6 protein-coding genes and 1 pseudogene are annotated in these 17,593 nt (G+C 49.5%); 1 reads left to right on the forward strand and 6 read right to left on the reverse strand.

The window, feature by feature from the left end; translation table 11 throughout:
* Positions 1–9 precede the first annotated feature (9 nt).
* A pseudogene (locus PsAD5_RS07760) lies at positions 10–554 on the forward strand (recombinase family protein).
* A 182-nt stretch (positions 555–736) separates the two neighbouring features.
* Here PsAD5_RS07760 and PsAD5_RS07765 read toward each other — a convergent pair.
* Genes PsAD5_RS07765 through PsAD5_RS07790 form a run of 6 tightly spaced genes read right to left on the reverse strand, consistent with a single transcriptional unit; the run spans position 737 to position 16,941 of the window.
* Positions 737–1,207, reverse strand: coding sequence for a hypothetical protein (locus PsAD5_RS07765; RefSeq protein WP_153041349.1), 471 nt, complete (start codon positions 1,205–1,207; stop codon positions 737–739).
* Positions 1,208–1,214: 7 nt separating this feature from the next.
* Positions 1,215–1,460 (reverse strand): hypothetical protein, encoded by a 246-nt coding sequence (locus PsAD5_RS07770; protein WP_063291683.1) that lies wholly within the window; start codon positions 1,458–1,460, stop codon positions 1,215–1,217.
* A gap of 57 nt (positions 1,461–1,517) precedes the next feature.
* On the reverse strand, positions 1,518–1,889 hold the full coding sequence (locus PsAD5_RS07775; RefSeq protein ID WP_063291684.1) for a hypothetical protein: 372 nt from the start codon (positions 1,887–1,889) through the stop codon (positions 1,518–1,520).
* A 27-nt stretch (positions 1,890–1,916) separates the two neighbouring features.
* Positions 1,917–14,627 (reverse strand): two-partner secretion domain-containing protein, encoded by a 12,711-nt coding sequence (locus PsAD5_RS07780; protein ID WP_193778141.1) that lies wholly within the window; start codon positions 14,625–14,627, stop codon positions 1,917–1,919.
* Between the two features lie 27 nt (positions 14,628–14,654).
* Positions 14,655–16,388: a ShlB/FhaC/HecB family hemolysin secretion/activation protein gene (locus PsAD5_RS07785; protein ID WP_063287236.1), complete on the reverse strand. Its 1,734-nt coding sequence runs from the start codon at positions 16,386–16,388 to the stop codon at positions 14,655–14,657.
* 34 nt (positions 16,389–16,422) lie between these two features.
* Positions 16,423–16,941, reverse strand: a complete 519-nt coding sequence (locus PsAD5_RS07790; RefSeq protein WP_063287235.1) for an invasion associated locus B family protein — start codon at positions 16,939–16,941, stop codon at positions 16,423–16,425.
* Between the last annotated feature and the right edge of the window lie 652 nt (positions 16,942–17,593).

The following is a 17,593-nucleotide window of genomic DNA, read 5'->3' on the forward strand; positions in this document are numbered from 1 at the left end:
ACACCCAAAATGAACAGATCTACGTCCCGCATCGGATATGCGCGCACCTCTACTACGGACCAGAACCTAGATACCCAGATTCATGCATTGGAAGCTGCTGGCTGCCATCTGATCCGTACAGAACAGAAGAGCGGCGGCACTCTCAAAGACCGTGTTGAGTTACAGACAATTCTGGACTTCATCCACCCTGATGAAACTTTGGTGGTCACCCGCATTGATCGGCTCGCCCGGTCTATGCATGACCTGCAGATTATAGCGCGGCGAATGCAAGAAAAGGGTGCGCATCTTTATGCAACCGAGCAGCCTGTCGATACCTCAACGGCGGCAGGTAAAGCCTTCTTCGATATGCTTGGTGTCTTTGCTGAATTTGAAACCAATCTGCGGCGTGAGCGACAAGCGGAAGGCATTGCGATGGCCAAAACAAGAGGCGACCGCCGCGGATCGATAAGACTGAGATTGAAACACGCCTTGCCACGGGCCAGAGCCCAACGGTCATTGCCCGTGAACTTAGCATCTCAAGAGGGACAGTATACAAGGTGAAGAACCAAGGATAATCACTCTTTGCACCTATTTTCTTTATGGAAAATGTTCGAAGATTCTAACTGTTGGTATCTCAATCTGATGTTTACTTACCCAAGCCTATTGGCTCTCCACTGGCAACCATGAGCCAGAAAAATAACCGGGATCAGGGCAGGCTAGTTTCCAATTGCTACTGAATGTTCTTACATCCAAGCTACTATTGAACTCGATCTTTGTTCCAATCAGGATGATTGGGGGAAGGAAAGCGTTTCTTCAAATGTTCACTCACTTCATCTAGCGATACATCATCTAATGCAACCGAGTTTATAACACCAAGATCAGTCCCACAGTTCTCTCGATAGATTGACGCAAAATGATAGATATATTCTTTTAGATAACTCTTATCCGCTGCGGAGAGCTTATCACTATTCTCAATTTTACGCCAAGCCTCTACGAATAGTTCAAGTGCCTCCCTTCCTTTTTGAAGAGAAAATTTTATCCGGCCTTTCATAATTAGGAACTCAGCAGGAATCTTATCAAATATATCTTCCGCACTCTCAAATAAGTATTCTGCTTCAGCTAGGTTCCCACGCGCGTATTCATCCCAAGCATCCTCGATTGTGCGGGCTTTCTTGCAAACCTTCGGTAGCTTTGCAATTTTCATTATTATATTTTTCATCTTGATCAAGGTCTTTTCATAGCAAGTCCTTGTCGGGATCTAAATCGTGTAAGTTAATTTCATTTAGTGGAATATCAAAAATTTCGGCCTGATCTTTCGCAATACTAAGAATATCATATAATGCAAATAAGTACCCCTCAAGGTAGTCCTTGTTTTCATGATCAAGAAACTGACCTGAATTTAAGCGACATTTTGAGTTCGTTGCTTTCTCCTTAGCTTCTCCCAGCAAGTCAAATAATAATAATTTGTATTTATCTTCCATCACCTCAACCTACGATCTGCCTATAGTGTGTTGAGGACAAGGGGATGAGAACCCCAGCTATGTTATCGAGAAGTTGTGAAAGGCTGCGATCTTCTCATATTCTTGTTGAAATAGCTGCTCAGCTTCTTCATTTCCATCATGGAATTTCTCCCAAAAATCAGCGCTAAAAGCTTGTGGCTCCAAGCGATAAGCTTCAGATTCTAGTTGCTTTAACTGCCAGTTTAAAGGGACCCTAGTGTCGACAATTTTAAAGAATGATACATCCCAAATGGCTGGGTAACCATCATCGTCACTTCGTACTCCCAAATAACTTCGTCTTTTGATATTATCAAAATTCCAACTCAGAACGAGGTATTTAGATCCTAAAGTAAGATGCGGATCTTTTCCCTCCCCTTTAAAACCACGTTCTTTCACATATTCGACAATCACATTGAACTCACTTTTCAAGTTTCGAACTTACTTTGGAAACACAGGAACAGGGTTCTTAACTTTGAAATCCTTCGTCGAATAATCAATTCGCCCAGTTACTCTGTTCATGTAGAAATGCACACGTATTCGGGATCCGTTGGGACCACTCACACTTTGAGTAGCAAACTTACCCCAGTTTGCGATAGAGGAACCATTTTTGGTTAACTCAGCAATAATCTTAGGATTCTTTATTCCATTGCCTCCAATGTCTAATTCCTGCGAGTTTTGGATGGCTTGGTTTGTAAGCTCACCATTTTGACTTATTACATTCGCATCTTTTAATGCAAGTTCTGTTTTCAATCTCAGACCGTCAGCGTTATTTTGAGTATCAGGCGTATTAAAAGGAGGAATTACAACCGGATTCGGGTCTTCATCGTTGGGATTCGGCTGGTTATTGTCTTCTAATTCGTCATCATTCCAATCTGGACCTCCGTTATCACCAATGCCCCGATCCTCTTCATTCTCAGATGTAAGCACAATTCTCCCATCTGACAGGACTACAGCTAACCCCAAAGCGATTAAGGTAACCGGGCTTTTTTCGATTAGCCATTTGCTCAGCATGTCTGCGTAACCCTCGGCAACCTTAGGTGGGATACGCGTAACTGGCATACCTGCAACACCGCCGATAGCACAGGCTCGCATAACGGCTTGTGCATGCGCAGACGAAATGAGTAGATCCCATATATTCCAACTCGATTGTGTCGGAGCAGATCCGCAAAGAAGAATTTGCTTTTGGATTTCAGGGTTATCTAGATAAGGAGCAACCTCTTTTGCTACTTGCTGTTCATCTGGAGTAAAGATTTCTTCTTCTGCGAACGCCTCAATTTGCTTTTGTGCAAAATCAGATAGTTTTTCCCCCGCTTCGATTGCTGCCTTTACCGCAGTATCTGATACATAGACGCCGACGTATTCTTCCTCGTCCTTTGTGATCTCCTGAGCGAGGTCTACGTCGCGGTTGAGTTCGTCGACGCTCTCGGTCTCACCGCTGTCCTCCAGCTCCTGCTGTTTGTCTTCATCTCGGATGATAACCTCACCTTCGCCGACCGTGGCGCGGGTGATCTGGCGTTTGTCCCGGTTGGCGTAGCTACCCTCAAACTGCCCACCATAGGATGGGTCTGTTTTAGTTTCCTGGCTGTCGGCCTTATCTGAGGAATCCTCTGCCGGTTGACCATTAGGTTTGGTATCCGGCTTCTTGTCCGTATCCTTCGCCCCCGGCACCGTGAAGTTGACGCCAACAGAGCCGCCAATGTTGGACTGCTTGTCGTGATCATCAATATCGCTGAAGGTGAGTGTGCCGGTGGAAAGGGTCAGGTCGTCCGTATCTGACGCAATCAGTCCGCCTGTGAGGTCCGTATTGCCAGCCACATCAATCTCAAGGGTTTCTTCCGTGACAATACCGGTCTGCTCGGTGACCCAGGCCCTGGAACCTTTGCCCTTGCTGCCGTTCACGCTGAGGTTGCCGGAGAGACTACCTGATGTGAAGTTGTAGGAAATCCCACCGGAAACGCCTGCAGAGCTTGATGAGTTGCTACCAGTATCCTGAATGCTCTCAATGTTCAGATTGCCGCCCACATCCAGATCAGCTGTCTTGGCGGTGACTTGTGCACCTTTAAGCGTGGTATCGGCACCGGACGTCAGGTCCAGATTGCCTGCAACATTCAGTTTGCTGTTGGTTTTATAAGTCTGCTCGCTTTCGTGCTTGCCGTTTTGAATGCTGGCATTGACCCCAGCACTGACAGATATGTCACCTTTCCGGCTGATCCCTGCTGTGACCGAGATCCCTGCGGATTTAGACGAGTTCTTGCCGGAACTTGCCATGGTGTTGTCGGCAGCGCCAAGGGTGATCTCGCCGCCCGCATCAAGGGCTGCATCGCCGCCCACATCAATTTGAGCGCCTTTACTGGTGATGTCCTCGCCAGCTATCAGTGTCAGATCATTGCCAGCATTGAGCACAGAGACTTTCGCAGCAGAGCTTTCCTCGTGCGATCTGCTCTTTTCACTGGAAACAGTCAGGCTATTGGTGATCCCGGCAACCGTACCGCCATTTTGCGCTATATCGACGAGAGTGTTTGCCGCTTCTGCTGCTTTCAATCCAGCAGAAACGGCAGTGATCGCCTGATATCCGACATTCCCCTTGCCTGCTGTTGCAGCCTTTGGGGTCTCCACCAGTGTTTTCACAGCACCAGAGACGTTTTCAAAAACACTGACACTCAGAGCAACTGTATCAACCCGGTGACTCTCGGAGTGTTCATAATTGTCGTTGACAGCCTCAAGGTTGATATCGCCTCCAGCTGTCACACTCAGGTCATTGTCAGCATTAAGGACCGCAGCTGTGGAGTTCACATCTTCACCAGCCTTAATGGCGATGTTCTCACCGGAGACAGAGGACACCACGTTGGTAGTCACATCTGTGTTGAACTTGTGCTTTTGTGATTTGTAGCCAACTGTTGCGCTTCCCCCGCCAACCTCTGCAAAGAAGCCATGGCTTTTCTTCAGCACATCTTCCTGGAACGTGTTTTCTGCCGTGTTCAGATTGACGTCTTTGGCTGCTTCCAAAGTGACATCTGCCTCACTGGAAATCGCAGAAGCAGTGATGTCGACTGAACCGCTGTTTGATTTGATGTCCAGATCATCGACAGTTGCGGCCACCGTTCCCACCTGTTCGGTGCTGAACGTCTCCCGGCGACGGGTTTTGCCGGACAGAAAACCCTTATGTTTTGAGTTGCTGAAGCTATACGTGCTTTCTTCCAGCGCGGAGATGGTGACATCACCATTAGCCTCTATGGAGGCGGTGCCATCACTGGCAATCAAAGCGCCTTCAAGCGTGATGTCTTTTTCTGACTTCAGCTTCAGATCATCTGCCACTTGAATGGAAGAGGTCACATACCGGGTTTTATCCTCAACACCAACACGGTGAACACCATTACCTTTGGTCTCAAAATCAAAGTGAGACTTGGCTTCGACACCCGTGACTTTGAGATTGCCGCCGGTGCCCACTTCCAGTGTCCCACCACTGGACAGATCCCCGCCAGCGATCAGCGTGTCGCCGGTGCTCTTCAGGATCAAAGAGTTTTTCGCTGAGACCGAACCGATTTCCTGCACAATGGTGCCAACACGGTCCTGACCGTTGCCGGTGGTTGTGGTGAGGGTCTCAACAACAATCTCATTGGCGGCCAGTTCGACAGTTTCACCGGAGATTGTGCCAGAACTGTTGGTCAGTGTGCCTTGGGCGGCGATCAGGACGTCTTTTTTGCCTGAGATCTTCCCGCGCGTGTTGATGACCTCACCAGCACTGAGGTTCACATTGCCGGCAACAATGATTGCCCCATCCGTATTCCGCCGGTTCTTCGCATCGGCAAGATAAAGGCGAGGCACCAGAACTTCATGACCTGCGATAACGGTTTTTTCGTACCAGACAATGTCTTGTGTCAGCTGTGCGACTTGATCATCTGACAGGGATACACCATAGGCCAGGTCTAGGGTTTCGCTTTGCTCAGCCGCATTATGCATGAGCTCGCGGACCTGATCTGCATCTGATCCAACTCCGTCTGCGATCCAGCGATCACCAGTTGCAGCAATGACCTGATCGGAGATTAAGCGAGTATCAAAATACGGATCGCCCAATGACTGTCCGTAGTGATCCAGGCTTTGAATGCCAAGCTTTTCAGCAAAATAAGGCAAACCAAAGAAGCTGGATTGATCAACAAACTCAAAGCGTGTCTCAATCAGATAGGTTTTATCTTCCTGTGCAGGAGCAAACAACTGCGGATTGGATGTTAGACCGAGGGCGCGCAGAAAGTCCTGGCCAGAGGTCTCTCGCGGATTGAGGGTGTCAGGGTCATCCAGATCAAGGTCACCAAATTCAAGATCATCAATGGAACCCAGGCCAGGTATCAAAGGTGTGGGTGCACTGATTGTTGAGCCATCAAGGTTGGTTCCTTTGGTGAGATTACTCGCATTTGTCTGCAGGATCTGAGTGTTGTTGGCTAAAGTATAACTGCCTGAATTTTGCGAAGCCTCATCAGTATCTGCTTTTTCAGCATCAACCTGACCATCTGCATTAAGTTCGCCTTGTTTTGTGACACCTTGCGTCTCTGGCTGTTCCCCGCTATTGGCGAATATGAAGCCGTCGGAGTTTTCAGAAGCCTCATCGGCATCTGCCTCCTCCGTGCCAACCAACCCAGCGGTCTGCGAGCCAAGTTTGCCTTGCTGCGTGATGCCTTGTGCGCCTGAGCCGGTTGCAATGCCTGAAGAACTTTCCAGATTTAAGTTAGAGGTTGTAACGTCATCTGCAGCCGTATTGGTCAGCGTGCCGGAAAGATTGCCGCTCAGCGTACCACCTGCATGGATAATGCCGGGAGCTGCGGCAACGGTAGAAGTTTCAACCGTTTTCTGATCGGATTTTTGAATATAGCCGAGCCAGCCAAAACCCCTGTGCTCTCTTCGGGAGTTATAGCTGAGCTTTACACCATATGTTCTTGATGCTGAAACGCCCTTGTTTTCAAGGCTTCCACCGCTAATTGACAGATCAACAGCTGCATTTATTTGACTATTCTCGTTGAGGATTGACCCTGCATCAATCGTGATATTGCCAGCTCCAGCGAAAATTTTTGCAGCAGACGTTTTATACTCAATCTCTTCTTGTTCAATGTAGACAATCGCCTGCCCGCCCGTCGGAACCCTATGTTCTTCATCAGGAGAGAGAACATTCCAGCGCTCAAGGTGATCTTTGTAGGGATCAAACTCATTTTTATTCTTAGGGGCATATTCTTTCCACCAGTCAGGATTCCAATCTTCTGGACGTGCGCCCTTATCTTCCAGAATTCGCTCGATTTGCACGATATCTGGAAGAAACACGTAACCGGTACCACCTTGCCTATCGAATAAATTACCAAGAGTGTAATTTGAAGCCGCTCCAGAATTTCTATAAAAAGATCGATTGTCGTTTATCCATTCAGGCGGGTACGAACGATAGATATAATTATTTGCGTACTCATATGTTTTGAGTGTTTTTTCGACCTTCGTGAGGTTTTGCAGGTCTTGGGTGCGCAAGGTGATGTCACCCTCAAGAGACTCAATTCCACCACCATTATGGTTGAGAAGCTGGGTGCTGCGTGTGCCGACACTCTGGCCTTCAATGGTCAGGTTTCTCTTGGCAAGAATGAGCCCACCGTCATTGTCGAGCGTGGTGCTGTGCAGCTCTAAATCCTGACCACTGACCAGAGCCCCTTCATTGTGAATATTGTCGGCATTAAGGGAGAGTGTGCCTGACCTGCTTTGCCAAACAGCATTTTCTTCAATGGAGACATCGCCGGTTGTGGTGAAGGTAAATCCGGTACCTCCAGAGAAAAGACCGTTGTTGACAACGGTCCGTCCAGAAATTGTAAGTTCGCCCAGGCTTTCCAGCCGCGCAGAAGCAGCGTTGGTCAGTGACGCATCAGCGGTATTCCTGAGTGTGACAGTTGTGCTACTTGAGGAATTGATCGTGCCGTCATTGTTAAGAGTTTTGGCTTGAAGGCTTACCGTACCATTGGACAAGATCTTTGCTGTTGGTCCGTTGGTGAGCGTGTTGCTTGCTCTAAGGCTTAAGGCGCTACCAGCGCTGATTTTGCCGGTGTTGGAGAGAGATCTGGCATCGAGTGTGAGCGTATCTGCGTAAATTTCTGCTGCGCTTTTAACACTTACGTCCTTGGTAAGGGTTGCAGAGAAGAGCTGATCTGAAACAATCTTGCCACCTGCGCTGATGGTCAGAGCCTCGCCCTCAAGGATCATGTCTTTTGCGCTCTCAAGCGAACCAGACACGCTCAGCAGATCAGTTGTCAGATCCAAACTTCCTTGAGAAAGAACCTGCCCACCAGTCGCAATCACCACAGCGCCATCAGCATCAAGGGTCATATCAGCAATGCTGATAAGAGAACCGGCTCCCGAATAATCATCAAATTCTGCAAGGAGGGAACTGCCACTATAAAGACTTCCCGTATTGATCAGATCGCCCTGAAGCGCGAGTTTGAACCCATACTCACCTGTACGGCTGTCTTTTCCAGCAAGGTTTGCCTTCACACGGCCAGAGTTGGTAAGAGCGCCTGCACGAGCTGTCAGCGTGATCGCATCGTTAGCCTCAAGAAGGCCCGCATTTGAAAGACTGTCTCCGTCCAGTTCCAGCGTTGCCAGAGACGTGATCGTCCCCGCCGTTTTAACCTCAAGCTTTCTACTTGCCTCAAGTAGCATTTTCCCTTCGGAGAAAAGGGCTCCTGCAACTGTCAGGTCCTGGGCAGCAGAAAGACGCAAATCATGCCCTGACTTTAAATCAGCATCAGCAACAAGGTTCAGATCCCCACCACGGGCTGTTATTGCCACGCCCTGCAGCCCCTTAAGCTCTCCTCCCAAAGACATAGTGCTGGCGCTAAGGTCAAGCGTTTCCTGTGCTTTTGTCTGAACCTGATTTCCGTGTTGGTTGAAGCTGCCTGCTGCATCAAGAGTGAGAGCGCCAAGGGAGATGATCTTACCCTGATGATCAACGTCACCAGCAGAGGTCAGGGTCAAATCCCCTTGCTTTGACTGAATGATACCCGCAGAACCAACGGCCAGATCACCACTGAGGCTTTCAAGTGCAGTGGCATCCCCGCTTAAGGTCCCGTTTGTTTCAATGCTGGCTGCACTCATGTCCAGAAGGCCAGATACAGAAACAACGCTGCCCGTGCTCTGAATCAGATTTCCAGATGCATTGATGATCGCATCGCCGCTTTGAGTGGCCATGCTGCCTGAGAGGATAAGATCCGTATCCGCATCAAGTGCGAGGTAAGTGGCTGCCTGGGTGATCCCGCCCAGCTGGACCCGTCTGGTGCCTTTTATATCAACAAAGCTGGCAAAGCTGACCATCTGGCCGGAGCTGGTCTGGGTGAAGGCACTGTTTTTAGCCTCCACGTTCAATTCACTTTGAGCCTGCAGCACACCAGTGTTTGCGATTTCGCCTGCGATAATGTTCAGGTTGGCATCAGAGCGAACAAGAGATGTGGTGCCTGAGTTATCCAGCTTGCCGCTAAGACGCAGGTCAAGACCTTGCTCACCATAAATCTTGCCTGCATTTTCCAGATGAATACCATCACTCAGGCCTCGCAGTGTAAGTATCCCGTAGTTACTGGCAATTTTGCCGCTGGCACCCAGGCTGGACGTACCTGCTTTGGTTAATGTCAGATCCAGATTACCGTTGCTCAGGATCTCGCCGTTAGTGTCAAGCTGTCCAGCTTTCAGGACCAGTGTATCCGGGGTAGCGATTGAAGCTGTAGCATCGCTCATGTGAACGGTGGCATCAGCCGTGATACTCAGCTCGCTAGCCCCATAAAGCGTTGCAATACGCCCAGCTACCTGTTTCCCGATGGAAAGGTCCTTGCCAACCGATAGTGTGCCTGCGCCCAACGTCTGTAAATAACTACCGTCCTGAAGCGTGACATTCCCCGTTGTGGTTAAGGTGAAATCAGAGAGCGATGCCAAAGTACCAGCATTATCAACCGAGGAGAACGTTCCGGTAAAGTCGCCGTCAGATAACACACGTGCGTTGTCACTGATTGTCAAAGTGCCAGCATTCAAGAGCATATCGCCAGTGCTCTCAAGCAAGCCAGCAACATTCAATCCAGCGGCCTTCAGATCCAGATCACCTTCGGCGATGACTTGCCCGCCGGAACCAATGGTCATCGCCCCAGCTGTCTTAAGCTCCATGTCTGCGATGCTGTTGAGGGAACCGTTTCCTGAGTAGCTGTCAAATTCAGCAAAGACAGAGCTGCCGCTGTAAAGTGTGCCTGTATTGACCAGGTCGCCCTTTAAGGAGAGTTTTAAGCCATATTTACCGCTGCGCTCATCCTTCCCGAGCAGGTTGGCCTTTACGATACCAGAGTTTGTCAACCCACCCTCATGGGCTGTAATTGAGATCGTATCATTGGTCTCCATCAGGCCTGATGATGCGAGACGAGCAGCCTCAAGAGAAATGGATTTGGCACTGGAGAGCTGCGTGCTATCTGCAATATTAAGAGCTTGTGCGGCGACAAAGTTCATGTCTCCTGCTGAATAAAGCTCTGCTCCTTTAAGGATATTAAGCGCACCGTCGCCCGCACTTAAGCTGACGTTTTCCAGACCTGTAACCTCACCAGCAATCGACACGCTTGCCGCGCTGATATTAAGGGCAGCTCTGGCACTTGTCTGCGCCAGATCACCACGCTGCGTGTAGGCTTGCGCTGCATTGATGGAGAGCTGACCAAGAGAGATGATCTTGCCCTGGTGGTCAATAGCCCCAGCAGAGGTGAGGGTCAGATCGCCTTGTTTTGACTGGATGATGCCGGCTGAACCAATTGCAATATTACCACTCAGGCTTTGAACGGTTGTGGTCGCCCCGCTCAGTGTTCCGCCAACCTCCAGACTGGCCGCCTCCACATCCATCTGCTTAGTGGTTGAGATCACACTGCCTTGTGCCTGAGTGAATACCTGGGACGCGCGTATAACGGTGCCTCCATCTAACGAGGCCACACTTCCAGAAACGGTAAGATCCTTTCTTGCATCAAGTGCGAGGTAGGAGGCCGCTTCTGTAATACCTCCCAGCTGGAGCGAGTCAGCTGCATCAATGTCAACAAAGCTGGCAAGGCTGACCATTTGGCCGGAACTGCTCTGAATAAAAGCGCCAGATTTAGCTTCCACGATCAGCTCATCTTGAGCCTGCAGCGTGCCTGCTGTTACGATCTCATCAGCGTTGATATTTAGTTTGGCCTTTGAGCGAATGAGAGAGGCCGCGCCTGAATTTTCCAACTTACCGTTAAGACGTAAGTCAAGATCTTGCTCGCCATAGATCTGGCCAGCATTTTCCAGATGAGTGCCAGCGCTCAGGCCGTGCAGTGTAAGTGTCCCATCGTTGCTGGCAATTTTACCGCTGCGACCAAGGCTGGACGTACCTGCTTTTGTCAATGTCAGCTCCAGATTGCCGTTGCTCAGGATCTGGCCGTCATTGGCAAGCCTTCCAGCTTTGAGGGCCAGTGTATCCGGGGTGGCGATTGAGGCGGTCTCATTGCTCAAGTGAACGGTGCCATCTGCCGTGATACTCAGCGCGCCAGCCCCGTAAAGTGTGGCGATATGCTCAGGAGATCGGGCTCCAACAACCAGATCACCGCCAACCTTAATGAGACCTGTACCAGAAGATTTAAGATAGCTGCCGCCCAAAAGCGCAACACTACCGGAACTGGATAAAGTAAAATCAGAGAGTGAAGCTAAAATGCCTGCGCTTTGGGCAGACGCAACGGTTCCGGTGAAGCTTCCTCCAGAAAGCACCTGCGCGTTGTTACTGATCGTCAATGCGTCGGTGTCCAGGATCATATCGCCTGAGCTCTCCAGCAAACCAGAAACGCTCAGCCCGGAAGCCTTCAGATCAAGGGCACGTTTTGAGAGGATCTCTCCGCCAGACCCGACGGTGACATCTCCTTTGGCCTCAAGCTCCATGTCTGTCAGGCTGTTGAGGGAACCGGTTCCTGAGTAATTGTCAAAAGCAGCAAAGAGGGTGCTGCCACTTGTCAAAGTTCCCGTATTGACCAGATCACCCTGGAGCGAGAGCTTCAGACCATATTCTCCTGTGAGCCCGACCTGTCCATTCAAGTTCGCTTTTATGGTGCCTGAGTGGATCAAGCCGCCTTCTCGGGTGGTAATTGAGATCGCATCATTTACCTGGATCTCACCAGAAGTGACAAGGCTCGCACCTTCCAACTGCATTGCCTCAATGCTGGACAGACTTGTGTTAGCTGTAATGTTCAGTGTTCGTGCCGCCGTTAAAGACATGTCCTTTGATGCAAACAATTCTGCGCCGGCGAACACGTTAAGATTACCTTCGCCCGCTGTGATCGTAACGCTGTCCAGTCCTGTGACTTCGCCAGCTAACGAGATATCTGCTGCACTGATATCAAGAGCAGCTTTGGCTTTTGTCTGGGTCAGATCTCCGTGTTGTCTGTAGCTGCCGTCTGCATCTACCGTGAGTTTACCAAAGGAGATCACTTTGCCCTGATGGTCAAAGTTGCCTGCAGATGTGATGGTGAGATCACCTTGTTCAGCCTGAATGGTGCCTGTGTTTCCAAGAAAGGTATCGCCAGTTAAGCTCTCAACACTCGTGGTCGCACCGTTTAGTGCGCCATCACTATCAATGCTGCCAGCTTGAACATCTAAAAGACCAGATGCAGAAATGGTACTTCCATTTGTCAGCGCAAGAGCATCACCCACACGGATCGTTGCCGCACCACCTAGGGCAGCAAGACTGCCTGTGACGGTTAGGCTGTCCTGACCATCCAGAGTCAGGCCTGTTGCCGCTTGTGTCACACCTGCCAGCTGAGTGTGACTTGTGCTATCTAAGTCAATAGACCCGGCAAGGCTGACCATCTGGCCAGAACTGGTTTGTGTAATGCCGCCATTGCTGGCTTCAACCTTCAGCTCATCGTTGGCCTGAAGCGTGCCAGTGTTTTCAATGGTCTGTGCGACAAGGCGTAGAGTCTCGCCCGAACGGATGCGCGCGGTAGAGGTATTGTTGGTGAGCGTACCAGTCAATCTGACATCTATGCCTTGCTGTCCATAAAGCTCTCCGGAGTTGATCAGGTGAGTATCCTGGCTCAAACCTCGAACGGTCAAGGTGTTATTGCTTGCCAGTCTGCTGGTTGCCTCAAGGTTGGAGGTGCCTGCATTGGTCAAGGTCAGGTCCAGCGTGTCTGCGCTGAGGATCTGCCCGGCCACATCAAGGCGTGCTGCATCTATCTCCAGCGACTTAGCACTTGATATACCTGCGCGCTCATCTGTAAGGATCAGTGCGCCGTTTAGTTTAAGATCAAGGGCTTTGCCGCTATAAAGTGTGGTTGTCCGGTGTAAGGCTTTGGCTCCAACACTCAGATCCCCACCAATTGTGAAGGTTCCGCGTCCTGAAGAGCGAACATAGCTGCCATCTTCAAGCCTCACATCCCCATCACTTGTAAGGGAAAGGTTACTCAAAGAAGCAAGCAAGCCTGCATTTTGAACGGAAGACGATGTGCTGATCAGATTGCCCTTAGCAATAACCCGTGCACCACTGGAAATGGTCAGAGCGCCACTTTTAAGGCTCATTGCCCCGGCACTTTCCAGCGCTCCCAAGATGGAAAGCGCTGCTGCTGAAGTCAAGTCCAGAGTGCCTTTAGCAAGCACTGATGCTTGTTCAAGAAGGCGTGCATCCCCAGCCTTAACAGTCAAGTTGCCGTCTGTTTCCAACGCCTTACCAACAACGAGCGTACCTTTTGAATTCAAAGTGACAGTATCTTTTGCAAAAACATCTGCCAACAAAGATATCTGCCCACCAGTAATGCCCAGATCGGATTTGGAAAGAAGCCCTTGTGTCTCCTCACCAAGAACGACTGCATCTGCGGCATTGATCAGGATCGATCCGGCGCTTAGCTTGCTATTTGCTCCTGAGACAGAGTAACTCTTTGCTGTAATAGTAGCTTTGCCTTCGGCACTCACTCTGCCTTGCTGATTGATGGTTTTTGCCTGTAAAGAAGCATTTTTTCCGGCACGAAGAACAGTATTCGCACCCAGCTGTAGGTCTTGCCGGGCTGTGAGTGTGAGTTTACCTCTTGCTTCAAGAGCCTTGCCTTCCCGATCAATCCCAGCTGCAATATCCCGGCCATTTGCCAGGATGTTACGGGCGTTCAGCGTAATATCGCCAGCAGCGGCAACCACGGCTTCTGGAGAAAGAACAAGATCACCTCCAGCTTTAAACTCCAGAGTATCGGCGGCGTAAACAACCGAACTGTTACGCACCTCCACATTCTTCCTGGAAACCACGCGTGTGGGACCAGCACTATTTACGCTTCCCAGCGAAATCTTTCCGGATGCATCAAGTGTAAAGCCACCACTGGCAGCGACAATACTATCAGGAGCGCGTACGCCGACACCGTCCTCAGTTCCAACCAGCGTGATCTTGCCTGCATACATGCCGCCTAGAGCCGAGGAATCGATGCCAAACTTAGGTTTGTCAGAGCCATCATCAGTGCGAGCGGTGATGTTGCCCGTTGCAGGATCATAGGTATTTCGTCCGGCAAACAGGCCCAGATAATCGCCTGCATTGATCTGTCCATTGACCTCAATGCTGCGTGCAACAATATCAAAGTAGTCTGTTTCCTGAGCGCTCAGGCCGTTGGGGCCGATGGTAACAGAGCCTTGATCAACAACAATCTCCTTAAGTCTGCCATCTTCAATATGTGGCACACCGGTTGAGAGCGTTGCTCGCGGGATGTTGATGAATCCGCATCCATTACAGCTCATGCCGTTGGGATTGACGAGGATATAATCTGCTGCCTGACCGTGAACCTCGGTAGGTCCTTGCAACAAAGACCGATTTGAGGAGGTCACCTCGTTTAAGATGAGGGAGGCCGCTCCGTTTTTAAGGTTGGGATTTTGCTCGATGATCCCACCAAGATTTGACGGGCTCATCTGGGTGGAATTATTCAGGATCAGACCGTCTTTGCCCACATTGAAGTCAAGGAACTTGTTGTGTGACAGACCTGAGCTGGTGGGCGTAACGATGTTGACCACTGGCACGCCATTAGGAGCTTCCAAAACACCTGGGGTATTGGAATTTGGATCAGGTGTGAGGCTTTGCGCGTAGGCTGGGATAATGCCTTGAGTAAGAAAGGCTGCACAAAAAAACGAATTCAAAAACTTCTTCATGACAAACCTTAATGATCAAAATTGTGCGCTCAGGCGTAGTTGCGCCCGCACAAAACCGCGCTGCGGAGCAGAAACAAACTCGGGATGATAAAGTGGGCGCTCATAGGCAAGTTGGCCGGATAACAAACCACCTGACAGGCGCAGCCCTAAAACGCTGCCTGCCATTCCCCCACCTTCGTTGGGATCATGTCCATCAAAGGCAATCCGGCCGCCATCAAGACCTGCAAACAACTGTGGCCGGCCAAGCACTTTCTGCAAAACCTGCGGAAAAGAGGCAACATCCGGAGACCATGACATCTCAGTTTGCAGATACCCGCCAATGTCGCCTGACAGGCTGTCATCACGAAACCCGCGTACACTGCCAGGACCTCCAAGCCCAATCCGTTCACTGGCAACCAGAGTATGTGGCGAGGCAGAGGCGAAACCTTTGAATGATAGCCCTATCGGACCATTTTGGGTTTGCCAGCCCTTGCGCCAGGACGCAGATAGCTCCACTTCGGAAAACTGACCTCTTGGAGTCCTCTCACTAAAAATAGTGTCAGCGTGCGCGGCAAACGCATCAATGCCCTGACGCCAGGATAATTTGACGTTTCCTGCCCCTTGAAAGACCTGGCCTGTCCATGCTCCTGATACATCGACAATAGACAGCCGCTTGCTGGAGGCATCAATGTATCTGCCAGTAACGAAGTTGCGGCTTTCTTTCAAAGTGAGACCGGCACTCAAAAGAAACTGATTGGTCTTATCGCGATAGGCAACAAAATCAGCGCCCAAACGTGCTTCCCAGCTGTCTCCGTTATAGCCAAAACTTTGAACTGCAGACGTTACCTCTGATGCATATTGCTGGAAGGAACCGCTCACAGACAGTGTTAGGTAATGCCAGGGAATTGAGGCATATCCGTTGATCGAGCGTGAATAGACATTGCGATCCAGATAATCCAGTGTGGTCTTCGCACTGACTGTCAGGCTCTCATAAAAGCCCAAGGTGTCTTCGAGGGTAACAGACCCAGAGAGTTGATGGCGTCCTGTTGATTTTGAGCCTTCGTTATTGAGCTGAGTAGATATATTGGCTGCGTAGGTGTCTTGAACATCAATATAGACCCGGCTGCTGCCGATCGCGTCCCCTGGCTCAATTCTGATTTTGGCAGTTTTGGAGCCCAGACGGTTGATTTGATCGAGCCCTTGCTCAAAGTCGCGAATATTAAGGATATGTCCCTGTCGATTGCCTGTAATTTGCTGAGGTCTGGAACGTTTAGTATCACCTTCCAAAATGATCACTTCATCAACGTTACCTTCGACAACCAAAACTTCCAGTCGTCCTACAGAAATATCCTGAGGCTTCAAATAAGCCCGCGATGTGACAAACCCTTTTGCAATATAATAGTTTGTGATCTGCCGTAGAACGTTCTGCAAACCAACTGCGCCAAGGCACCTTCCTTCAAAAGAGATAAGTTCGCTTTTGAGTTCTGATACAGGTTCCTTGAGTTCACCAAGCAGCACGATCTCCTGGACATCAAAACAAGCGCTCTCTTGCCCTGATAGCAGTTCTAATTTTTGAGATTTTTGCCGACTGACCTGCTTATGATCACCAAGTATCCGTTCTTGTTCAAGGCGGCGCTGTTCCTGTTCGCGTATGATAATGTTTTCCTGATCCTTCAAAATCTGATCAGGAACTGGCTGTGCCCGGGCAATATTTGAGGCAACACAAAGAGACAGAATAAAGGGTGCAACAAATTTGTGCAGAAAAATCATGAAAACAAACAGACAAATGGCAGCAATGAGAAGCTTAGGACGGATTAGAAAGAGCGTTCAGGCGCGCAAAAGCTGCAGAAAAGCCAGACAGAGACAACTCAATTGAAACTGGTTGTTGAGAAGAGATGGACTTGAGCGTTAATGTCAGGTTCTGACCAGTCTTAAGCTGCTCAGTAAGCGCATCGCTCAGCTCAACTGGAGCAAGACACCCAGCAGGCAGGCACGTTGAAAAGGCAAGCCTCTCAAACGCTGTTTGCTCATCAATCTTTGCATTGATCCCGGCATCAAGTTCCAGACCAAAAGGCAAGATTAATGTTCCTGTCACTGGAGCTCGACCAGCTTGCTTATCAATCACAAACGCTAATACTCGTTGTCCGGATTGTTTGGATGATAATTCCTGCATCATCTGGCAGGTCTGCTTACCTTCAACCGGAACACAGCGTAGCGTCCAGTCCTTGTAAGTTTCCACTTGGGAACTCGGCAGCTCTTGTGCAGATGAAGGTGTTGCTGACATAAGCCCAAATGCCAACAGTGCGGACAGTATCTTATTCATCGAAAATCCATCATCCAAATAATGATTTGCGCACTTACGCGTGCGGAAGATGACCTTCTGATGTGGGAACCGTCAATTAAATAATTAAATGCAAATTTAACTAAATAATCAAAATCAAATCCATTTATTTAAAATTACTTAAATATTCAACACGCCAACTATTACTGGTTATATTTGTTGAACTAAGTGAAAAATAATCACCTACCAGAACTAAACTTTCCTAAAGCCTCGAAGGCAAGAATTAACTGGCGAATCACCAGCGGCAGCATCAATGAAAAGAATAAGCATCACGCAGCAACCTGACGAGTATGGATCGTGATCCGGCCCTCACCACTGATGGAGGCTCCTCAAAATCGCGCTAGACAAACATTAAGCAATCTAATGTTCTCGGTTTTGCTCAGCATCGGAGCTATGAGTTCATGAGGTCACAAGCAACACATTCCACTGAGGAAAACCTGCCAATAGATTGTTCACTAATTGTTCTTCATGGTGGCCATATACGATGGAGTGGACGCCCTCCCAGCTAGGCATCGCTTTATGCCAAGATAGCGTTGAGGATATAGCGCGAGAGGAGATGTGATCATGGAAGTTAGTATCATCGGGATTGATATCGCCAAAAATGTATTTCAGTTTCACGGCTCAACCAAAACTG

This window comes from Pseudovibrio sp. Ad5 (assembly GCF_001623095.1).
Lineage (GTDB): Bacteria > Pseudomonadota > Alphaproteobacteria > Rhizobiales > Stappiaceae > Pseudovibrio.